Origin of the sequence: Microbulbifer thermotolerans (assembly GCF_001617625.1) — a bacterium.
GTDB lineage: Bacteria > Pseudomonadota > Gammaproteobacteria > Pseudomonadales > Cellvibrionaceae > Microbulbifer > Microbulbifer thermotolerans.
Map to the genome: position 1 here is coordinate 2,171,381 of NZ_CP014864.1, position 22,999 is coordinate 2,194,379.

17 protein-coding genes and 1 tRNA gene are annotated in these 22,999 nt (G+C 55.7%); 3 read left to right on the plus strand and 15 right to left on the minus strand.

From position 1 onward, the window contains the following. The first annotated feature begins 195 nt into the window (after positions 1-195). The gene (nhaB, locus tag A3224_RS09145; protein WP_067153622.1) at positions 196-1,731 is read left to right on the plus strand and encodes a sodium/proton antiporter NhaB; all 1,536 of its coding nucleotides are present in this window, start codon (positions 196-198) and stop codon (positions 1,729-1,731) included. Between the two features lie 259 nt (positions 1,732-1,990). Here nhaB and dnaQ read toward each other — a convergent pair whose 3' ends face one another. Genes dnaQ through A3224_RS09160 form a run of 3 tightly spaced genes read right to left on the minus strand, consistent with a single transcriptional unit; the run spans position 1,991 to position 3,999 of the window. Continuing rightward, positions 1,991-2,719, minus strand: coding sequence for a DNA polymerase III subunit epsilon (gene dnaQ / locus A3224_RS09150; RefSeq protein WP_067153624.1), 729 nt, complete (start codon positions 2,717-2,719; stop codon positions 1,991-1,993). A gap of 14 nt (positions 2,720-2,733) precedes the next feature. Then, positions 2,734-3,171, minus strand: coding sequence for a ribonuclease HI (gene rnhA / locus A3224_RS09155; protein WP_067153625.1), 438 nt, complete (start codon positions 3,169-3,171; stop codon positions 2,734-2,736). A 39-nt stretch (positions 3,172-3,210) separates the two neighbouring features. Next, entirely contained in the window at positions 3,211-3,999 is a 789-nt protein-coding gene (locus A3224_RS09160; protein WP_067153627.1) for a class I SAM-dependent methyltransferase, read from the minus strand. Between the two features lie 205 nt (positions 4,000-4,204). Between A3224_RS09160 and gloB the strand changes: the two genes are divergently transcribed. Next, complete coding sequence (gloB, locus tag A3224_RS09165) at positions 4,205-4,987, plus strand: hydroxyacylglutathione hydrolase (RefSeq protein WP_067153629.1); 783 nt, start codon at positions 4,205-4,207, stop codon at positions 4,985-4,987. 222 nt (positions 4,988-5,209) lie between these two features. Further along, on the plus strand, positions 5,210-6,763 hold the full coding sequence (locus tag A3224_RS09170; RefSeq protein ID WP_067153632.1) for a LysM peptidoglycan-binding domain-containing protein: 1,554 nt from the start codon (positions 5,210-5,212) through the stop codon (positions 6,761-6,763). Positions 6,764-7,341: 578 nt separating this feature from the next. On the opposite strand, the gene A3224_RS09175 is transcribed toward A3224_RS09170, so the two are convergent. The 12 genes from A3224_RS09175 to A3224_RS09225 form a co-directional block, all read right to left on the minus strand. Continuing rightward, positions 7,342-9,219 carry a SurA N-terminal domain-containing protein gene (locus A3224_RS09175; RefSeq protein WP_067153634.1) on the minus strand — a complete coding sequence of 626 codons (1,878 nt, stop codon included), beginning with the start codon at positions 9,217-9,219 and terminating at the stop codon, positions 7,342-7,344. Between the two features lie 119 nt (positions 9,220-9,338). After that, on the minus strand, positions 9,339-9,611 hold the full coding sequence (locus tag A3224_RS09180; RefSeq protein WP_067153636.1) for an HU family DNA-binding protein: 273 nt from the start codon (positions 9,609-9,611) through the stop codon (positions 9,339-9,341). Positions 9,612-9,864: 253 nt separating this feature from the next. Then, positions 9,865-12,270, minus strand: a complete 2,406-nt coding sequence (gene lon, locus A3224_RS09185) for an endopeptidase La (protein WP_067153638.1) — start codon at positions 12,268-12,270, stop codon at positions 9,865-9,867. A 276-nt stretch (positions 12,271-12,546) separates the two neighbouring features. After that, on the minus strand, positions 12,547-13,833 hold the full coding sequence (clpX, locus tag A3224_RS09190; protein WP_067153640.1) for an ATP-dependent Clp protease ATP-binding subunit ClpX: 1,287 nt from the start codon (positions 13,831-13,833) through the stop codon (positions 12,547-12,549). A 172-nt stretch (positions 13,834-14,005) separates the two neighbouring features. Continuing rightward, the gene (clpP, locus tag A3224_RS09195) at positions 14,006-14,647 is read right to left on the minus strand and encodes an ATP-dependent Clp endopeptidase proteolytic subunit ClpP (RefSeq protein ID WP_067153642.1); all 642 of its coding nucleotides are present in this window, start codon (positions 14,645-14,647) and stop codon (positions 14,006-14,008) included. 172 nt (positions 14,648-14,819) lie between these two features. Beyond that, the gene (gene tig / locus A3224_RS09200) at positions 14,820-16,133 is read right to left on the minus strand and encodes a trigger factor (RefSeq protein WP_067153644.1); all 1,314 of its coding nucleotides are present in this window, start codon (positions 16,131-16,133) and stop codon (positions 14,820-14,822) included. 22 nt (positions 16,134-16,155) lie between these two features. Next, positions 16,156-16,278, minus strand: a complete 123-nt coding sequence (locus tag A3224_RS17410; RefSeq protein ID WP_266002332.1) for a hypothetical protein — start codon at positions 16,276-16,278, stop codon at positions 16,156-16,158. A 74-nt stretch (positions 16,279-16,352) separates the two neighbouring features. After that, positions 16,353-16,437: transfer RNA gene (locus A3224_RS09205), tRNA-Leu, on the minus strand. Positions 16,438-16,765: 328 nt separating this feature from the next. Next, positions 16,766-17,941, minus strand: a complete 1,176-nt coding sequence (fadA, locus tag A3224_RS09210; protein WP_067153646.1) for an acetyl-CoA C-acyltransferase FadA — start codon at positions 17,939-17,941, stop codon at positions 16,766-16,768. 11 nt (positions 17,942-17,952) lie between these two features. Then, on the minus strand, positions 17,953-20,109 hold the full coding sequence (gene fadB / locus A3224_RS09215) for a fatty acid oxidation complex subunit alpha FadB (protein WP_067153648.1): 2,157 nt from the start codon (positions 20,107-20,109) through the stop codon (positions 17,953-17,955). Positions 20,110-20,430: 321 nt separating this feature from the next. Continuing rightward, on the minus strand, positions 20,431-21,018 hold the full coding sequence (locus A3224_RS09220) for a cupin domain-containing protein (protein WP_231902335.1): 588 nt from the start codon (positions 21,016-21,018) through the stop codon (positions 20,431-20,433). A gap of 73 nt (positions 21,019-21,091) precedes the next feature. Then, positions 21,092-22,948 (minus strand): beta-ketoacyl synthase, encoded by a 1,857-nt coding sequence (locus A3224_RS09225; RefSeq protein ID WP_067153650.1) that lies wholly within the window; start codon positions 22,946-22,948, stop codon positions 21,092-21,094. Between the last annotated feature and the right edge of the window lie 51 nt (positions 22,949-22,999).

A 22,999-nucleotide genomic window follows, 5' to 3' on the forward strand; every position in this document is an offset into this window, starting at 1 on the left:
AATCCAGCTTTCCGCAGGCAAATTCTATCGAGTAATCTGCAAAACTGACTAACAGGACAGCAAATTGGTAAAACCACTTGAATTTTCCTACAAACTGGGTAGCGTTTTCTACTTCTTACTGCTGCAGCCTATCGATCCTCGCACAAAAACACCAGCGGGCGGCCCAACACAGAAGTCAACCCAAGGAAGTAATCAATGAATACCTACAATAACGCTCTCACCGCTTCCGGCAGCGGCTTCGGTCGCGCCCTTACCGACAACTTTCTGGGGGAGGCACCCGACTGGTACAAGGCCACCATCGCCGCTTTTTTGATCATCAACCCAATACTCCTGTATCTCAGCGGCCCCTTTGTCACCGGATGGGTGCTGATTGGTGAATTTATCTTTACCTTGGCGATGGCACTCAAGTGCTACCCCCTACAACCCGGTGGTCTGCTGGCCATAGAAGCGGTGCTCCTGGGAATGACGAGCACAGACGCTATCTACCATGAGGTGAGCGAAAACCTCGAAGTGATTCTGCTGCTGATGTTTATGGTGGCCGGCATTTACTTTATGAAGAGCCTGCTGCTTTTTGTATTCACAAAAATTCTCATCAACGTTAACTCAAAGACTCTGCTGTCACTGCTGTTCTGTGCTGTGGCAGCCTTACTGTCCGCATTCCTCGACGCATTGACAGTGACCGCGGTACTAATTGCTGTAGCGATCGGATTTTACACTGTGTATCACCGGGTCGCGTCCAATCAGCCCCACCACCATCGAGATCACGACCACTCCAATGATGAGCACGTTGTGGAATATCACCGCGAGGATCTGGATCAGTTCCGCGCCTATCTGCGCAGCCTTATTATGCACGGTGCGGTAGGTACGGCCCTGGGGGGCGTCTGTACGCTTGTCGGCGAACCGCAGAACCTGCTCATTGCAGAAAAAGCCGGCTGGGAGTTCGTGCAGTTTTTCCTCAATATGGCCCCGGTCACCATACCCACTCTCCTCGCCGGACTCGCCACCTGTGTGATTTTGGAAAAGACGGGCATCTGCGGCTACGGCGCCAAACTGCCATCCACAGTGCGGGAAGTGCTGGAAAGCTTTTCCCGAGAAGAGGAAAAAAAGCGCTCTCCAAGTGATGTGGCAGAACTCTGGGTACAGGGAGTCGTAGCGGTTTTGCTGGTGCTGGCCCTGGCATTCCACATTGCAGAAGTGGGCATTATTGGCCTGATGATCATTGTGCTGCTGACCGCATTTAACGGCGTGGTACAGGAGGCTCGCATTGGTCATGCCTTCGAGGAGGCACTGCCATTCACGGCACTGCTGGTGGTCTTCTTCGCCATAGTCGCTGTAATACACCAGCAACACTTGTTCGCACCGGTCACCCACTTTGTGCTTGAACTGGAACCCAGCCACCAGCCGGGCATGTTATTTCTCGCCAACGGAATCCTGTCGATGATCAGCGACAACGTGTTCGTAGCCACCGTGTATATCAATGAAGTCAAGGATGCGCTGCTCGCTGGCGAGATCACTCGCGAACACTTCGACAAGCTCGCCATCGCCATCAACGCCGGCACCAACCTGCCGAGCGTGGCTACGCCCAACGGCCAGGCGGCTTTCCTGTTTCTGCTGACCTCGGCGCTTGCACCGCTGATTCGCCTTTCTTACGGTCGCATGGTACTGATGGCCCTGCCCTATACCGTTGTCCTGAGCGCAACAGCGCTCCTCTGTGTGATTTATGCAATTTGAGAGGGGCCTTAGAGACTCTGAAGCATTCCTTGAGCCCTTGTAACGCCCAGTAGTGGAATGCGTAGTTCAGGTGGCGTACTGAGTAGTGGCATTGGATACAGGGAAAGTATCCGTGCGTTTTCGAATGATTTATCCCGCTACCTCAGGCGCGCCTGAACAGGCTACTGGCTCGCGCGAATGAAAGGGACACCTCAGGCGGCGCCCAAAGAGCGTTGCGCCGCCTGGTCGCCTATACGGAACCCATGGATTCCGAATGCCTTCACCAAAAATGCTTCCCCGCATTTTTTTCCAACATAGCCAACATAGCCTGATGTGCCTCAACCTCCTCTGCGCTAGCCTTCACAACGCGCAGTGGTTTCCGATCTGCTGCCAATCGACGAATGGCGCCTGGCGCCGCATCCCGCTGCTCACCGCTCTCTTCTTCACCCGACTGTTGGTCGCCCCCCTGGGCTAACGCCAGATCCGTCTGGCCTCCCGTCATCATCAGGTAGACATCGGCCAGTATCTCTGCGTCCAGCAAAGCGCCGTGCAGATCCCGCTGTGAGTTGTCGACGAAATAGCGCTTGCACAGTGCGTCCAGGTTATTCTTCTGTCCCGGATGTTTCTCCCGCGCCAACGCGAGGGTATCCAAAACAGTGCAATGCGCGGCCACGCTCTGCCAACGCGGACTTCCCAGCAGCTTTAACTCCCAGTCGATAAAGCCCACGTCGAAAGGTGCATTGTGGATTACCAGTTCCGCACCATCACAAAATGTCATGAACTCATCGGCAATCTGAGCAAAAACCGGCTTGTCGGCAAGAAACTCATTGGTGATACCGTGTACCTCGATAGCACCGTCGTCGACTTCGCGTTCGGGATTAATGTACTGGTGGTAGTGGCGCCCGGTCAGCTTGCGATTGACAAGCTCCACGCAGCCAATTTCGATAATGCGGTGCCCGGCCTTGGGATCCAGGCCGGTGGTTTCAGTGTCCAGAACTACCTGGCGCATAGCGGTGTCCCCCTTCAATTCCGCATTTCATCGATGCCGCGGTTTGCCAACCGGTCGGCCCGCTCGTTGCCCGGGTGGCCAGAGTGGCCCTTGACCCAGTGCCAATGCACTTCATGATCAGCAATACGCTCATCCAGCGCTCGCCAGAGATCAGCATTTTTTACCGGTTTTTTACTGGCAGTTTTCCAGCCGTTCTTCTTCCAGTTGTTAATCCAACTCGTAATTCCCTGGCGCAAATACTGAGAATCCGTATGCAGGTCGACACGGCACGGCCGTTTTAACGCCGCTAAGGCCTGTATCGCTGCCAATAGCTCCATACGGTTATTGGTGGTGTGCGCTTCACCACCGTAGAGTTCTTTTTCTGCGTCTCCACAAACCAGCAGCGCCCCCCAGCCTCCGGGGCCGGGGTTTCCGCGGCAAGCGCCATCAGTGAAAATCGTAACCTGTTTCAAATTGAATACTTTTTACCGCTAAAACCTTGGAGTGCACGTTTAACGCTTGCGATGATGCCTGCGCGCCGCCACGCGCGAACTGGAGGGCACAGCAGTCAGTGAGGGCTTCTGCTCCCCGCGCCAGTTGATTTTTATCGCGCGCATGCGTGCCACTTCTTTGCGCGCGACTATGATGTAAAAGCCCCCCCAAGGCAAGTGCCAACGAGCGCCCAGGCGCTCCATCCACGACGTCTTCGCCAGTAAGTCCCGCTGCTGTAGCGGCAGGCGAAAGAACCCCCGTTCCAAAGTACTCGCCTGTAGATCCAGCAGATGCATCCAGTCGGCTATCCGTGCCGCCCGCAGTTGATTCCCGCGCTGGTAGGCGCTGCGGGCGAATAACAGCCTCGACAACCCCAGAAGAGAAAATGGATTGAAGCCAATCAGCAGCAAGTGACCGCCGGGTATCAATACCCGCGCTGCCTCGCGCAGCACCTGATGGGGCTGCTGGGCAAAATCGAGCAGATGATGTAAGAGCACCACATCGATGGACTCGGAAGGCAAGGGGAGTTGCTCAAATTCCACCAACGCAGCCCCTTCCTGTCCGGCACAGCCACTCAAACGGAACCGGTGGTTGATACGACTGCATGCGGAAAAATCAACGGCGCTAGTTACCCCGGCTTGCATTAGATGGTATCCAAACATGCGCTCAACGAATGGCTGCGCCAGCGCAAGCTGCTGCGACAGAATCTCCTGCCCCAGTGGGCTGGTGAACCAATGCGCCACGGCTGCACAGGACTTCGCGAACGGGGGTATTTCAGCACGCCCACGCGAATAGGACTTCTTCGTCATATTGGCTCCATGCGAGTCCGTGTGAACAGCGTATTAGTGACACCGAAAAAATGAGACGCAAGTTCTTCACAATTCATCATTGTGGAAACGCGTGTCATACCACAGGCCAGCTCCTATCTAAGTGCAACCGGAATCTCACCTTTGTGTATTGCAGGCTACCTTAATGGTATCGTTTCAGCACTCAGATTATTGACGTCACGACGAAATGCTCAAAATCTCCCCAATTCCGGCATTCAGCGATAACTATATCTGGCACCTTACCCGTGGTGACGAGCACTGGGTCGTGGACCCCGGCGACGCCCGCCCGGTGATTGAGGCATTGGGCGACAGCGCCCTGAGCGGCATACTAATCACACACCACCACCTGGACCACACCGGCGGTGTCGCACAGCTCAGCACCCGTTTTCAATGTCCAGTTTATGGTCCCGCTTCCATCAAGGGGGTCACGGAACCACTGACTGACGGCGACCAGCGCGAGCTCCTCGGCCTGCCGCTGCGGGTAATGGCTGTGCCCGGCCATACCTTAGACCACTTGGCGTTGCTACTCGAGGAGGAGAACCCCGGCGGAGCCCCCCGGGCGCACCTCTTCTGCGGTGATACCCTTTTTGCCGCTGGCTGCGGCCGCCTCTTTGAAGGCACCCCGGCGCAGATGTACGCCTCCCTAAGCAAGCTGGGCGCACTGCCGCCAGAGACCAAGGTTTATTGCGCTCACGAGTACACCCTGGCGAACTTGCACTTCGCGGAAGCTGCCGAACCGGGCAACACGGCCATTGTGAATCGCCTTGCCGAGGCTGAAGCATTGCGGGCGAACGACCGTCCCACTCTTCCCTCTACCATTGGAGAAGAGCTGGCCACGAATCCGTTTTTGCGTTGCCATATTCCCGCCGTGGCCCGCCGCGCACTCAATCACGGTGCCGACGGCAGTCTCGAAAACCCGGATGAAGTGCAAGTCTTCACACTGCTAAGAAGCTGGAAGGACAATTTTTAACCAACGACGCGCTGTGCACAGTGCAGACAAGGGTCCCCCGAATAAACTGTACGTCCGCGCGAAATAATCGGCGCCCCCCCAGTATCTTTGGGCATCGCGCAATCGTTGACCGAAACCAATTCAGATCTTTAGAATCAGACAATTACCACGCAAAGCTCAGGTGCTATACGAAATAAGCGCACGCTGGGTGAAAATTACAAAACGACCGCGGAAACACCAAGCATGGTCCATAAAAAACTTACCATCGCCATTCTGGCCGCGGCGGTGGGGGCCTGTGCGCAGATACCGGAACAAAATGTAACGCCGGAAGATTCTGCACAGCAGGCGCAGCAAAATACCGTACAGGATAGCGACAACGCAAACGCCCCCAGCCCGGAGGAAGCGGCATTGCCGCCAGTGGATATATGGGACCGGCTGCGCCGTGGCTTCCAATTGGATCGACACATCGATCACCCCAAAGTTAAAGACTATATTGCCTACTTCTCCCGCAATGAAGGCTATATGGCACGAGTGACTGAACGCTCGCGCCGCTACATCTTCCATGTGGTAGAGCAGCTAGAGGACTCCAACCTGCCACTGGAGTTGGCACTGTTGCCAATCGTCGAGAGCGCCTATGATCCCTTTGCTTACTCCCATGCCCGCGCTTCAGGCATGTGGCAGTTTATCCCGTCCACCGGTCGTTCTTTCGGATTGAATCAGAATTGGTGGTACGACGGGCGCAGGGACGTACAGGAATCCACCCGCGCTGCGATTCGCTATTTCACCTATTTGTCCGAACGCTTCGACGGTGACTGGGAACTGGTTCTTGCCGCGTACAATGGCGGTGAAGGCACTGTCAGCCGCGCACTCGAGCGAAACCGGCGCCGAGGGCTCGGCACCAGCTTCTGGGACTTAAAGCTACCCCGTGAGACTCAGCGCTACGTGCCGCAACTTCTTGCGCTCGCGGAAGTGGTATCCCGACCGGACCACTACCAGGTGCCGCTGCATGATGTGGCCAATGCACCTTATTACACCGAAGTAGATGTGGGCAGCCAAATCGACTTGGCCCAAGCTGCCGAACTCGCCGACATCCCAATTGAAGAGCTCTACCTGCTGAACCCCGGCTTCAACCGGTGGGCGACCGACCCCAACGGCAATCACCGGCTGCTGGTACCAGTGGAAAAAGGAGAGGCCTTTGCAAGCGCATTGGCAAAACTCCCCGTCGACCAGCGCGTCACCTGGCAGCGATATCGCATTGCCCGCGGCGATACCCTCTCAACCATCGCCCGCAGATATGAAACTACGGTGGCCGCCATCCGGGAGGCCAACAATCTGCGCAACAACAACATCCGCGCCGGTAGCACCTTACTCATCCCCAGTGCATCGGGCCCGGCATCCCAGTATGCCTATGCCCTGGATCAACGCGTTAAACGCAGCCAGAACGCCGGCAAGGGCGTCAAAACCAGCTATACAGTGCGCCCGGGTGACACTCTGTGGGATATCGCCCGCTCACTCAATGTCAGTGTGCGCCAGCTGGCCAGCTGGAATAATATGGCTCCCGCAGACACATTGCGTCCGGGACGTCAACTGGTAGCTTATAGCGGTAGTACTGACAGCAGCCGAACCACCCGCAAGCTCTCCTACAAGGTGCGCAAGGGTGACTCTCTGTACCGAATCGCGAGCAAATTCCGTATCGATATCGATGATATCTTGCGCTGGAATAAGATCAGCAAGTCCCACTACCTGCAGCCGGGACAAAGGCTGACCCTGTTTGTGGACAGCGCCGCCAGTGGCTAAATAACGCCCTGCACTCCATTCGCCTGAGCGCAGTAACCCTGCGCTCAGTGCTGTTCGGGCATGAGACGGAAAAAATATCCAAGGAATCTCTAATTAACCGCCTCATGGCGGTAAAGACACCTTCGGACCAAATAAGTAGCTCAGCCCACTAAAGTCCCACGCCCATGAATTAAAGGTTTTCTCAAGCGAGCGAGTATTTGCCCAGCCCCTGACTCCGACAATTTCAAAACGCCCAACCTGCCACCTAGGGAACCTCTGATTAATTTACTTTCTGGTGGTAGAGGTTCTTCCGGGGCGGATGTGAAGCTTAGGTGACAGGACGGATACTCCGAAACCATCGGGGACAGAGATGCATCCATCGGAGCCACAGGGAAGTACTCGTGCGTTTTCGAAATATCCATCCTATTGCCTGAGTGCCCCGGAACCTAGCATAGTGTTCACGCGAATTAATCAGAGGCTCCCTAGCCGAGAAAGCTGTCAGCTCTTTAAGGAGAGCCCCTACCTAGCACACTAGCATGCAAAAAAAAGCCCGCTAACGCGGGCTTTTTATTCAAACTAATCGAACTCTGGGACTTACATCACTGCTCAGCGAATTCAATATCCGCCTCATCGGACAGATAACGCTGCACCGCCGCCAACTCCGCGCCGCCGCTGATGGATGCCAACTGCTGTATCAATGCGCGTCGTTGTTCGCTGCTCTGACGGGATAGCTGACCAGGGTTAACACTGCGCAGTTTCAACACCACCTGGTCGCCGTCACTGACGGCAAAGGTAGTAATACGTTCACCGCGGGAGTCCGGTGCTGGCAGCTCAAATGCCTTTGCAATGATTTCGCCGCGTTGCCCGAAGCCTCCGCGACGGGTCTTATCGCTGGTCTCCAGTGTCAGCTCACTGGCCTCAGCTAACTCGGCAAAATCACCGCCCTCTTCCAACTGTGCCTTGAGCTCCTTAGCGCGGGTAGCCAATTGCTCGCTGGCCTTTTCTCGCTTCAGGCGCTCAACAATCTGCGGCTTCACTTCTTCCAGAGGATAGATGCCCGCTGTTTTATGCTCAACTACCCTCAGTACCACCGAATGATTATCGGTAAGATTAATTACATCCGATGTATTCCCATCCTCTTTCACTTCAGGGGCGAAGGCCGCGGCCACCACTTTGTCATTCGCGGCAATACCGGCGCCACCCTGACGACTGAACAATTCGCTGGTTTGTAGCGGTACCCCCAGCTCCTCGGCAGGCCCTGCGAGCGTATCGGCGTTGTAGGCAAGATCGGCCAAGCGCTCCAGAGCCCCCACAAACTCACGTTCAGCCTCCGCACTACGCAGCTGTGCGGCAATGGCATCCTTGCGCTCCTCATAGGAGGGCGGCTCGGCATTCTCCACTTCTAGCAGCTTGATAAAGTGGGTACCGCTGTCTGTGGTCACAGGGCCGGAAACCTGCCCTACTTCCAGAGAGGCCAGCGCCTCCTCGAAAGACTCAGGAAAAACATCGCCACTGGTAAAACCGAGATCCCCGCCTTCATCCCGAGACCCCAGATCATCGGAGTAAGATTTCGCCAGTTCTGCAAAGTCCTCACCGGCGTTGAGCTTGGCCTGCACTTCGGCAACTTTGCCCGCGTTGTCACCTTCCAGCAATATATGCGCAGCACGGCGACGAGTCTTGGCCTGGAAACTGGCTAGTTCCTGCTCATATTGGGCGCGAACGTCCTGTTCAGACACATCGATACTGTCGGCAAACAGTTCCGGCGTCAGCTCAATATATTCAATCGCTACCTGTTCAGGGCGTTGAAACCGATCCTGATTGTCCTGATAGTACTCTTCTACTTCGCTATCGCTGACAGTTGTCTCATCGAGCAGCTGTTGGACTGGCAAAATGACATAATCGAAATCGCGCTCCTCCATGGAAACAGCCACTACACGCTCGGCATCCGCACGAGTGGTGAAAGCACTGTTCGTGATTCCATCGATATATTGCTGCATCACCAAGTCACGCTCCATGACCTGACGAAAACCAACGGCACTGTAGCCCATACGCCGCAACGCATCGCGATAAACCTGCGCATCAAACTTGCCGCCCACTTGAAAACCAGGAATCTGCACGATTTCTCTGTCGATTGCGGCGGCACTCATCACCATGCCACTATCCTGCGCAGCTTGGCGCATCACTGAGCTGCTTACCAACTGCCGCAACACCGGCTCACGGAGCTGCTCATCGCTCAGCAGGTCAGCCGGTACATTCTCACCGTACTGGCTCATGATCATATTGCGGCGATTTTGGATCGCGCGCTGGAGATCCAGGTTAGTGATTTTCTCACCATTGACCTCAGCCACCGCATCGGCCGCACCGCCACTGGCACCAGTGAAAAAATCAATCCCTCCAATGACCATTATGAAACCGAAAAAGCCGGCGACGATAATTGCCGCTGTACCCTTCAGGTTATCTCGCATGGACTGAAGCATTGTCAGCTCCGAAACTTATAACGTTTAATTGATTATCAGATACAAAAAAGGCGCATCCATGTGATACGCCTCTTTGAAGCTTCGACTATTTAACGAGGCTTCCTATCCTACCGCTTTACTCAGTTTACAGCGTCCTTCAAAGCCTTGCCGGCCTTAAAACTAGGGATTTTTGCCGCGGCAATCGGAATCGGATCACCAGTGCGCGGATTGCGACCGGTACGGGCGGCGCGCTCCTTGACAGAGAAAGTGCCGAAACCCACTAGCGCTACCTGATCACCCTTTTTCAGAGCGTCGGTAATGCTCTCTACCATTGCGTCCAGAGCGCGGCCGGCGGCTGCTTTTGGAATATCTGCAGATGCGGCAATCGCTTCAATCAGTTCGGACTTATTCACACTTAATCCCTCTGTTCTTTTCTGGATATGTTGGAGTGCCCGCTTTTGGACACCAATGCGTTCACGCCTTCAATCGCCGGCAGTTACTGGGCGTTGGGCAATAAGGCACGTTTTATACCAACTGGCCGATAGCGGGTCAAGGAACCATGCGGGTTTCCGGGCAGTTGGGTAAACCAAGGCCTGCTTTTCGATTTTCGCAGACTATTTTTTAAACGAGACATACGGGACGCTTGGTCGCGCCCCGCCAAAGTGATCAATGCGTGTGCACTGAGCGTTGCGAGCGCTCCTCAGCCTGCTTTTGCAGGGCCGAATATTCCTCGTCGGACAGAGACTCCGGTTTGTGCTCAAGTGCCAATTCCAGCACCTGATCTATCCACTTGACCGGCTTGATAACCAAATCCTGCAGAATATTGTCCGGAATATCTTTCAGGTCTCGCTCATTGTCCGCGGGAATCAGCACTGTCTTAATCCCACCGCGGTGGGCCGCCAGCAATTTCTCTTTTAGTCCGCCGATGCGCAACACTTCTCCACGCAGAGTGATTTCCCCAGTCATAGCCACATCGGAACGCACCGGGATACCGGTAAGCACAGAGGCGAAAGCAGTGCACATCGCAATGCCCGCGGAGGGACCGTCTTTCGGCGTGGCGCCTTCCGGAACATGGATATGAATATCCTTTGTTTCGTGAAAATCCGGCGCGATGCCTAAGGTTTGCGCCCGCGTGCGCACGACAGTGAGTGCTGCCTGTATGGATTCCTGCATCACGTCGCCGAGAGATCCCGTCTTGATCACCCGCCCCTTTCCTGGGACAGCGGAGGCCTCGATTGTCAACAGGTCTCCACCGACTTCCGTCCACGCAAGCCCGATAACCTGGCCAATCTTGTTTTCCTCTTCGGCGCGGCCAAAGTCGTATTTGCGTACTCCAAGCAATTCCTCCAACTGCTCCGGCGTCACCGTCACCTTCTGGCTGGTTTTCTCGCGCACGTGCTTGGTAACCACTTTGCGGCAGATTTTAGCGATCTCCCGGTCCAGGTTGCGCACGCCGGCCTCACGGGTGTAGTAGCGGACTATATCGCGTACCGTATCGTCGGCCAGTGCCAGTTCATCGTCTTTCAGGCCCGCGGCTTTGCGCTGTTTTGGCACCAGGTAGCGCTGAGCAATATTCAGCTTTTCATCCTCGGTGTAACCGGGAATACGGATCACCTCCATGCGATCCAGCAGCGGACCGGGGATATTCATGGAGTTGGCCGTACAAACGAACATCACGTCAGAAAGATCGTAGTCCACTTCCAGGTAGTGATCGTTGAACGTCTTGTTCTGCTCAGGATCCAGCACCTCCAAAAGTGCAGACGCCGGATCTCCGCGGTGATCCATGCCCATTTTGTCCACCTCATCGAGGAGGAATAACGGGTTCTTCACCCCGACTTTTGCAATTTTCTGTATCAGCTTACCGGGCAAGGAACCAATATAAGTTCGGCGATGGCCGCGGATTTCTGCTTCATCGCGCACACCGCCAAGCGCCATACGTACATATTTGCGATTCGTGGCCCGGGCAATTGACTGGCCGAGAGAAGTCTTACCCACACCTGGAGGCCCCACCAAGCAGAGGATCGGCCCTTTAACCTTTTTCACCCTCTTCTGGACCGCGAGATATTCGAGAATCCGCTCCTTGACCTCCTCCAGTCCGTAGTGATCCTTTTCTAGAATCTCTTCGGCCTTAATCAAGTCATGGCGGACACGGCTCGCCTTTTTCCAGGGGACATTCAGCATCCAGTCAATGTAGCTACGCAACACTGACGCCTCCGCAGACATCGGAGACATCATTTTAAGTTTTGCCAATTCCGCGCGGGTTTTCTTTTCCGCTTCAGCACTCATGCCGGACTCGGAGATTTTTTTCTCCAACTCCTCGATTTCATTCGGCTCTTCGGAAATTTCCCCCAGCTCTTTCTGAATAGCTTTCATTTGCTCATTCAGGTAGTACTCGCGCTGGCTTTTCTCCATCTGTTTCTTGACACGGCCCCGGATACGCTTTTCCACCTGAATCAGGTCGATTTCCGAATCCATAAGACCGAGCAGCTGCTCCAGGCGTTCCTTGACACTGGCGGTTTCCAGCAGTTCCTGCTTTTGCGCCAGTTCCAACGACATATGGGCTGCGATAGTGTCGGCAAGGCGGCCGGGTTCATCGATTCCCGAGAGCGAGGTGATTACCTCGTTTGGGACCTTTTTGCTAATGGAGACATATTGCTCAAATTGGGCCATCGCTGAACGCACCAGAGCTTCCGCCTCCGCTTCGGGCAGATCCTCTGTTTGCATCAGCTCTACTTTCGCACGGTAGTGCCCATCGCCGTCAACGACATCGAGAATTTTGACGCGCTGGCCGCCCTCCACCAGCACCTTGACGGTGCCATCAGGCAACTTGAGCAACTGCAGCACACTCGCAACAGTGCCGACACGGTAAATATCTTCGGCCCCGGGATCATCTTCCGACGCCTGCCTTTGCGCAACTAACAGTACCTGCTTGTCACTGCGCATCGCTGCTTCCAGGGCATCAATCGACTTTTCCCGGCCGACAAACAAAGGAATCACCATGTGGGGGTAGACGACCACGTCCCGCAACGGCAACAGCGGATATTCAAGTTGGGTATCGGATGGCTGATCCATAGAACTCCTCTCGGCCCGGTCACTGGGTTATTGGCGCGGCATCATTCGCTGCTGGAATCTACAGCTTAATCTGGGCCGCCGCCCGTTGGTTGCTAGAAATGGGGGAGCAACAGCCGGATTACAAGCCCTTAGTCTATTCCAATCGAGGATTTGTGCCGACCCTATGTGAAAAACCTGAAAACTCGCCAACCGGCTCACAAAAAAAGCCCCGTTGCGGGGCTTCTCTGCCGGGCTCCAGGCCCGGTGTGTTCGACCGAGCACAGTCAAGCGGCGATATCACTCTTCCGGAGCGGCCTTTTGCGGCTGGGAGTCACTTTCGTACACCAGCAGCGGCGCAGACTCGCCTTTAATGACCGCCTCGTCAATAACAACTTTGGCGACATTATCGGTGGACGGAATATCGTACATAGTCTCCAGCAGCACCGACTCCATAATCGAGCGCAATCCCCGGGCACCGGTCTTGCGCTCCATCGCCTTGGCGGCAACCGCGTCCAGCGCGTCAGGACGGAAATCCAGCTCAACCCCTTCCATCTCGAACAACTTGGCGTACTGCTTGGTCAGGGCATTGCGCGGCTCTGTTAGGATCTTGACCAAAGCGGGACGATCCAACTCATCGAGCGTCGCGGTCACAGGCAAACGACCAACAAACTCGGGGATCAGTCCATAGCGCACCAAATCCTCGGGCTCCAGGTCTCGCAGGATTTCACCAAAATTGCTCTTGCTATCCTTGGATTTGACCTCGGCATTAAAGCCAATGCCACCTTTTTCGGACCTGTCGCGAATGACCTTGTCCAGCCCCGCGAAAGCGCCCCCACAAATAAACAATATGTTAGTGGTATCGACCTGCAGGAACTCCTGCTGGGGATGCTTGCGGCCGCCCTGAGGCGGGACGGAAGCCACAGTGCCCTCAATTAGCTTGAGCAGCGCCTGTTGCACACCCTCACCGGATACATCCCGGGTGATGGAGGGGTTGTCAGATTTGCGTGATATTTTGTCGATCTCATCAATGTAGACGATACCCTGTTGGGCTTTCTCGACATCGTAATCACACTTCTGCAATAACTTTTGAATAATATTTTCCACATCCTCGCCGACATAACCCGCCTCGGTCAGAGTAGTGGCATCGGCGATGGTAAAAGGCACATTAAGCAGCCGTGCGAGAGTCTCCGCCAACAACGTTTTACCGCTGCCAGTGGGGCCCACCAACAGGATGTTGGACTTACTAAGTTCAACATCGTCCTTGCTTTTGACGCTGGATTTGCTGCGCAAGCGCTTGTAGTGATTGTAGACAGCCACCGCAAGCACGCGCTTGGCGCGCTCCTGGCCGATTACGTACTGATCGAGAATCTCCGTGATCTCTCGCGGAGTAGGCAGACGCCCCTCGGGCCCCTCGGAAGATTCCTGCACCTCTTCGCGAATGATATCGGTACACAGCTCGACGCACTCGTCACAAATGAAAACGGACGGCCCGGCGATAAGCTTGCGAACTTCCTGCTGGCTCTTGCCACAGAAAGAACAGTACAGCAGTTTGCCGTTGTCTTCTCCGCTGCTCTGGTCGGTCATCAAAATACTCCGTGGTCTTCGGCCAGCCGGGGCCCTTTCGCGATTACTTGTGTTATTGCAAGATGCTGTCTTTTGACGGCTTTTTCAAGCCCTTTGTGCACCGGCAGGCCACAGGGCTGTCAGAATCGGCGGCCACACCGCCGAACAGTCCACTATTTTCACCAAAGAGAGGTTATTTTTCCAACGTCTGGCGGCGCGTGAGCACATCATCGACGAGACCGTATTCCCGAGCCTCATCTGCACTCAGGAAGTGATCCCGCTCCGTATCGCGCTCAATTTCGCTCACACTGCGGCCAGTATGGGATGCCATTAGCTCATTCAAGCGTTGGCGGATCTTGAGAATTTCCTGGGCGTGGATGTGTATATCGCTCGCCTGCCCCTGAGCACCGCCGCTGGGCTGATGGATCATCACCCGGGAGTTGGGCGTCGCATAGCGCTTGCCGCTTGCACCAGCCGATAGCAGAAATGCCCCCATACTACAGGCCTGCCCAATACACATAGTGCTGACGTCGGGCTTGATAAATTGCATGGTGTCATAAATGGACATGCCCGCCGTCACGGATCCACCCGGAGAATTAATATACAAGTGTATATCCTTGTCCGGATTTTCCGCCTCCAGGAAAAGCAATTGCGCCACGACCAGATTGGCCATGTGATCTTCCACAGGTCCCACGAGAAAAATCACCCGCTCCTTCAGCAGACGGGAGTATATGTCAAATGAGCGCTCCCCTCTGGCGGTCTGCTCCACCACTATGGGCACCAGACCAGTGGCTGTGGGATCTATTGATGAAAAAGGATAATCAAAACGAGCCATAAGTACCTTAGATTCCTTTTGTGGCGTACTTGGCGAGCAACCTGGTGGCTGGGGCCGCCATTCGCTGAAAGTTCACTTTTTCTGAGCTTAACCGGTCGAAGGCGAGAAAGCCAGCGGGTCAAATGAGGAAGGGGAGAAAGACGACCGCGATCGCGGCCGCCATTCAGCAGAGTTAAGCTTGCTTCTGCGGTTTGATCACTTCGTCGTAGCTGCTCTCGACATCTTTCACTTTTGCAGACTCAAGCACAAAATCCACGACCTGGTCTTCCAGGACCACAGATTCCACACCGGAAAGCAGCTCGCGATTGTTGTAGTAGTAGTCCACTACCTCTTCCGGCTGCTGGTAGGTAGAAGCCAATTCTTCGACCTTTGCCTTCACGCGATCTGCGTCCACAGTGATTTCGTTCTGCTTCACGATCTCTCCGACTACCAGACCGAGCACAACACGACGTTTGGCCTGCTCTTCGAACATGGTATCCGGCAGCATCTTTTCCGCATCTTCCATTTTGATCTGGCCGCCAAACTGCTGCACCATTTGGCCGCGCAGCGCACGCACCTCGCCAGCAACCAGAGCGGAAGGAAGTTCCACGGGGTGCTTTTCGAACAACTGATCCATCACTTGGGTCTTGATTTTGTTCAAGGCCGCATTCTTGAGCTCGCGCTCCATGTTGGCGCGTACTTCTTCACGGAATTTTTCTTCACCACCCTCTTCCACACCATATGCGCGGAAAAATTCTTCATCCAGCTCCGGCAATTCCGGTTTTTCGGAGGCGGTAACCTTGATACTGAAAGTCACTTCTGCGCCGCGCAAGTTTTCCGCTTGATAATCCTCCGGGAAGGTGACATCAATATCTTTTTCCTCGCCCGGCTTCATACCGAGGATGCCGTCTTCAAACCCGGGGATCATCTGACCGGAGCCCAATACCAGCTTGTGCCCCTCGGCCTTGCCGCCCTCAAATTCCTCACCATCTTTGCGTCCGACAAAATCGATGGTCACCCGGTCACCCTTCTGGGCTTTGCGCTTGGTTTCTTTCCAGCCGGACTGTTGCTTCCGCAACACGCCAATCATGTTGTCGACATCTTTCTCAGTCACTTCAGCAACCGGGCGTTCGACACTAATTTCAGACAAGTCCGCCAGCTCCACGTCGGGGTAGACTTCAAAGGTAGCGACGTATTCAAGATTTTCACCAGGAGCAGTCTGTTTCGCCTCGATACTCGGCTGACCAGCGGGCTTGACCTGCTCTTGCTGGACCGCCTCGTAAAAAGAACGGCTCATCACTTCGCCCAGCACTTCCTGGCGCACACCGGCACCAAAGCGCTGACGAACAACTTTCAGCGGCACTTTACCTTTACGGAAGCCATTGATTCGAACGGTTTTAGCAGCTTGCTGGAGCCGCTTATCCACTTCCTTGTCGACGATTTCCGCCGGCAAATTAACCGTTAAACGACGCTCCAGGCCGGAAGTTGTTTCGATGGAAACCTGCATGTTTATCCTCGTGAGACTTTCTCTACTCGCGCCACAGCGCATTAGACTCTTCTGTTGTTGCCAGCGCGCGCAGCGCCACTGCTAGCCGGCCGCCGAAATTCAACCGGTAACCGTCTGCCGGCACGGTTTCGAGATTGCCCTGCAATCGCCAACCGATGCCAAATGCAAGCAGCCCGCACCTTGCCTATGGGGCAGGCGGCGGGCTGCGGAGTATTTGTTTGGTGGGGACGGGGAGACTTGAACTCCCACACCTTGCGGCACCAGAACCTAAATCTGGCGTGTCTACCAATTCCACCACGTCCCCGAATTCCACCTCGGCGCTAACTTGTTGATATTTCTGCAATTTCGTGCAAAAGCATCGGGTCCTGGCGACGAGGGGAGCAGATTGTGCCACAGGCAGAGGGCATGCTTCAACAAATTGCCTCAACTACCCGCTGGAAGAATGGTCTTCTCAACCGGGCACGGACATAAAAACACCGCGGCAACCCCATCAATGACTACTGTTTTCTCAGGCTTCCCACTGTCGCCCAGGCTTTCGAATCAGCCCAAAGCGGCCCCAAATCCAACAGCAGCCACACAAGTTGCCGCGGTGAAGGCTCGAAGCGGCGCTGCACTACAACACCGCTCCAGGCTTACACACGCTCAACGATGGTGGTGATCCCCTGCCCCAGTCCGATACACATGGTGGATACGCCGAGAGTTCCCCCTTCGTTCTGCATTACAGACAGCAGAGTGCCGGTAATACGCACACCAGAGCAGCCAAACGGATGGCCTAGGGCGATGGCTCCGCCGTACAGATTCACCTTGTCATCCATAACATCGAGCAGATTGAGGTCTTTCAACACCGGCAACGACTGCGCGGCAAATGCTTCGTTCAGCTCCACCTTGTCGATATCGTCGATAGTCAAACCCGCATTTTTGAGGGCTTTCTGAGTGGAAGGCACCGGTCCGTAGCCCATGATCGACGGGTCCACACCCGCCAGGGCCATCTCGCGCACCTTCGCAATGGGCGTCATACCCAGAGACTGTGCGCGCTCAGCGGACATAACCAGCATGACGGAGGCACCATCGGTGATCTGAGATGAGGTGCCGGCAGTTACCTGGCCATGTTTCGGATCGAAGGCCGGCTTCAACTGCGCGAGCGCCTCAACCGTTGTGTCCGGCCGGATAGTCTGATCGGTTTCCACCAGGAAGGGGACACCGTTATCGTCATGCCCCTCAATAGCGATGATCTCGCGGTCAAACTTGCCCTCACGGGTCGCCGCGGCAGCACGCTGATGGGAACGGGCACCAAATTCATCCATCTGTTGACGCTGGATACCATGCATCATCGCCAAGTATTCCGCCGTCATCCCCATAGAGCCAGCAGCCTTGGCCATATTGCGGCCCAGCATCGGGTTGGGGCTGACATGCTCCATCATGTTCAGGTGTCCCATATGCTCGACACCGCCCACGACGTAGACGTCGCCAAGCCCCGCACGGATATTCGCCGCAGCGGTATGCAGCGCCGACATGGAAGACCCACAAAGGCGATTGACTGTCTGTGCCGGAATAGTGTGCGGCAGGCCTGCGCGCAAAACGATAAAGCGCGCCACATTAAAGCCCTGCTCATCCCGCTGCATCACACAGCCCCAGATCAGATCATCGATCTCAGCCGGATCCAGTTTGTCGTTACGTTGCAGAAATTTTTTCAGCAATTCCGCCGACATGTCATCAGCGCGTACATTGCGGTAGACGCCATTCTTGGAGCGCCCCATGGCCGTGCGCGCGTAGTCGACGATTACGGCATCTCTAGGATTTAAACTCATCGCAATTCTCCTCACTTGTCGCCGTAGTAGGTTTTGCCACTGGCGGCCATTTCACGCATGCGCTCCGTGGGCTTGTACAGCTCGCCCAGGTCTGAGTATTTGTCGGCAATCTTCACGAACTCGTCCAGGCCGATGCTGTCCAGCCAGGCGAAAATACCGCCGCGGAAGGGCGGGAAACCAATACCGTAGATCAAGGCCATATCCGCCTCTGCCGGGGAATCGACAATCCCCTCTTCCAGGCAACGGGCCAGCTCAGTGGCCATTGGCACCATCATGCGCTCAATAATTTCATCATTTTCAAATTCACGACGCTCTGCCACATGGGGCTTGAGCAACTCATAGGACTCTTCAGTTGCAACCTTTTTCGGTTTGCCTTTTTTGTCCTCTTCATAGTTGTAGAAGCCCTTGCCGTTCTTCTGGCCATAGCGGCCGGCTTCAAACATCACATCAGATGCTGCAGTGAAAGTCTTACCCATACGCTCAGGGAAGCCTTCAGCCATCACCTTCTCAGCGTGTACGCCAGTATCGATACCGACAACATCCATCAGGTAAGCCGGCCCCATAGGCCAACCCCAGCGCTCCATTACCTTGTCGATCTGCTGGAAATCGGCCCCATCCCGCACCAGCATTGAGAATCCGGCGAAGTAAGGGAAGAGCACCCGGTTGACCAGGAACCCCGGGCAATCGCGTACAACGATGGCCTTCTTGCCCATTTTGTTTGCATAGGCGACCACTCGGGCAATGGCCTTCTCGGAAGTCTTCTCACCGCGGATCACCTCCACCAGCGGCATCTTGTGCACGGGGTTAAAAAAGTGCATTCCGAGGAAGTTTTCCGGCCTGGACAGCGGCTCGGCCAAGAAATCGATGGAGATGGTGGAAGTATTGGAGGCGATCACCGTATCTTCACTGACGACTTTTTCCACCTCTTGCAGCACTGCGTGCTTCACCTTCGGATTTTCCACCACGGCCTCGACCACCACGTCGACATTATCGAAGCCATCGTAGCTCAGCGTGGGTTCAATACGATTCAGGGTTTCCCCCATCTTCGCCGGTGTCATGCGACCGCGCTCCACCAGCTTGGACAGCAACTTATTGGCTTCTTTCAGCCCCAGATCGATGCCTTTTTGATCAATATCCTTCATCTTGATCGGCACGCCTTTATACGCGGATTGATAGGCGATACCACCACCCATAATGCCCGCACCCAACACGGCCGCACGCTCGATCTGCTTGTCCGCTTTCTTTTCCCAACCTTTGGCAACCTTACTGATGGCCTGATCATTCAGGAATAAGCCCACCAATGATTTGGCTGCACCTGTCTGCGCGCATTTAATAAATTGCTGCTGCTCGACTTTTAGCGCCTCGTCGCGGCCGAGCTTGTAACCCTGCTCGATGGATTCAACCGCCGCCAGGGGCGCAGGATAATTGCGGCCCGCCTGCTGACCGACAAACGCTTTGGTGGTAAAGAAGGCCATCAGCGCTTCCGTGTCATTCAGCGGAATCGGTGATTTCTTGATCTCGCGACGGGACTGATAATCCAGCTCACCACCTATCGCCCGCTCAAGGAGTTTGAGCGCAGATTCTTTCAGCTTGTCGGCCTGCACCACCGCATCCACGGCATGCACGGTCAAAGCCGCGTCCGGACGCTGCTCCTTACCAGCGGCAATCCACTCGGCCGCCACGTCCACGCCCACCAGTCGCGGCAGGCGCACTGTACCACCCCAGCCGGGAATCAGGCCCAGCTTCACTTCCGGCAGGCCCACTTTGGCCTGATCGCTCATTACGCGGAAGTCACATCCCAGGCACACCTCAAAGCCACCACCCAGCGCGTAGCCATTAATGGCGACAACACTCGGCACAGGCAGCTCTTCCAGCCGGCTGATATTTTCATTGTTCTTGTTCATCAGCTCCGCGACACCCTCCGGTCCCGCGGCAAAGGCATCGCCGAATTCGGTAATATCGGCGCCGACGATAAACACACTCTTGCCGCTGGTCAGCAGCACGCCCTTAACGCCATCCGCCGCCTCAATAGCGTCCAGAGCCTGGGAAAATTCTGATACTGTCAGGCGATTGAATTTGTTGACGGACTCGCCCTGCAGGTCGAAGTTGAGCTCGGCGATGCCGTTGTCCAGCATCTGCACCGTAAGCGCTTTGCCACTAAATAACATGGATTGACCTCATTGATTCGGGGCCTGGAAACCTGGCCCGGGGTCGGATTTTTCTGTGATCGCATAGCCTGCGCCACCCACTGAAGGAGGAATGACGCAAAAAGCCATTGCGGTCAGCCAGCCTTAGTATAGCCAGATTCAAACATTTGTTTGAATACCATTTCCCTACATTTTGAATGGCACCATAGATGCCGTGGGTCATATATGCACCAGCCCGACAGCGGACGGGGGCGCGGAGAACGGAGCAAGTCTACATTCCCAGGCGACAGTGGAGTATCCGCCTGGCGCCGCCTGCGTTGACTTACCGACTGATGATGAGAATTAGACGCTCGGAGGAGAATTTGCACTGACTAGTATGCAGTCAGACTCTCCAGGATTACGGAAACGATGCGGCCTTCGGCTGTTGAAGTAGTAGCCATCACCCGGCCCTAGCAAGGCGACCTCACCTCCCACAGTTACCTCCAACTCTCCGGCCACCACTATTCCACCTTCTTCGCCTTCATGACTCAGAAGATCGGGGCCAGTGTCCTGCCCCGGGGGATAGACCTCGTAGAGAATGGACATCTTTCGCTTGCTGTTGGTCACTCCCAGCAATCGGTACTGAATGGGGCCTGTGCCCACATTGGGCATCTCCTCGGCGCGAAAGAAAACCTGTGGATTGTCGTCAAAACGCAACGTGAAAAAGTCCGCGAGGGACATTGGAATCCCATCGAGCACCTTTTTTAGAGATCCAACCGAAGGGCTAACGCGGCCCTGTTCAATCAGAGAGATGGTCGCATTGGTTACCCCGGCTCGCTTGGCGAGTTCGCGCTGGGATAACCCATGCATCTTACGCACAGCCTTCAGCCGCACACCCACATCATCGCCGTCCTGGACCTCTGGCCGCTGAATCACAGAATCCATGCTCATGGGATCGCCTGGTGACTCTAATGGTAATGTGGCCAGTGTGCCGCAAAGATGAGTACCTGGCCACAGGGCAGGATCAAACCATATCCGCAAACGGATTGATATCCGGAAGTTCCACCGGCGGAACTCCGGGCAGCACCAGGCGTTCCGTAGAAATATCTATTTCGGACTCGTCCACCAACCCTTCGCCGAAGCGATAGATGGCACAGAGGTCTCCCTGGCTGGCGCGGGTGTCGTAGTTTAGGGACTTCTCCCCCACCACCTCATTGCGATTGGCGTGATCTCGCATCACAGCCGCCCCGTGGCGCTTGGCAAGCATGCGTCGCACCAGGTGCGGCGCCAGTACGCAGGCGGTGGCATTGTTGCCGCCGAATCCCTTGGAGTTGAGGAAGGCCACATCCAGAGATTCCGGATCCCGCTCGGAGTGCTGGAGGGGGATATCCAGGTTCTTGCAACTAACATCGTCAGCCACCCGGTCTATCGTGGTGATGCCAGGCAAAATACCACGGTCAAATATACCCAGGCTGGTGATCAATTGATCGCCGCTGGCGGCTGCCACCGTGTGGCCGAGAAACGCCTTGACTGCACACACAGGCCAATTTTCAATGCCGAAAGCGCCCGCCAGCCGATCAAAGATCGCCGACTCGGTCACCCTGTTCTGAGGCGTACTGGAACCGTGCGCCTGCACAAAACTGCGCTTCCTAAGGCTTTCTTCACCGACGATGGCACGAGCTTCCGCCATTGCCCGCGCCATAGTCAGGTAGTTGCCCGGCCCAGGCGCGGAAATGGACTTCTTGGTCCCATCCGCATTGACAAACACATTGGCTACGGCGCCGTGGATATTCGCGCCCAGCTCCAGGGCCAGGGCATCGTCCATCAGAATAACCCATTGACTGCCCTCCCCCAGCGTAAAACCGCAGTTTTCCCCGAAGGGACGGCTTGCGCGCCGGTAATCGATCTCACCGTCGAAAATTTTGCGCAGGCCATCGACATTTGCCAAGGCACCCATGGTTGCATAACCATCCACAACCTCTGGCACCAGCGGCGCTTCCGCAGCGCCTACCACAGCCACACGGGCGCGACCGGAGCGGATATCCTCCACTGCAGAGCGCAGGTTATAGAGGTAGGTGGCACAAGCGCCAGCGACAGCGCCGGTAGTGCCCACACTGCCCAGCACATAGGCGTTGACAAAGTCTGCAGGCATACTGGTCAACCCAAGCGCCAGCTGCTTGGAACTGACCCGACTCCCGCGCAGACGAGACTGCAACAAGCCGCCATTACCGTAGGGATCCAATTGACTCATGGCGGAACTGGCGTAAACGGAGATCTTATCCGGCCCGGCGGCAGCGGCCACGGCGTCCCAGTCAATACCAAGGGACTGTACCGCGTCGGATGCCCCCAAAATGGCCAGCTGCAGCCCTCGGGGGTGGAAGCGCGAATTGTACCGCTCTCCCGGTTCAAACCCGGTCGGCAGTTGGCCGGCCGCGGCCACCGGAATCTCGCGATAGCTGTCCAGCATCACCGACAGGCGTTCCGCGCGCACCCGCACACGGCCATCACCGAGAGACTCGACCTGCCAATCTGCCGGCAGCGGATCCGGAAGCTGACGCGCAGACATTTCAAAAGTCAGGGCCTCTACGCCTTTCAAGTCCGCCGGCTGGTGAAAGTGGCAATTGCGGTAATCGTAATAGCGCTTTTCCAATTCCCGCACCAAAGTGCCGTTCAACACCTGCTGCTCCAAGGCCGGATCCAGGGGGGTGTTAGCCTCTGAACCGGAGCGCAGCCCCATCAAAACCGCCAGATCGGATAGGGTATCGGTTCGATCCGCGGCACTGAGCTTGTCCAGCACCAGACGACGATAGCCGCGGTGAAAGGAACTGCGGCCGGCGGGGTTATAGCCACCAAAGGCGGTAATTACGGGAAGGCGCTGCATCCTGACCTCCAGCAAAGCGCTGAAAACTAACGAATTCCAAACAGGGTCAGT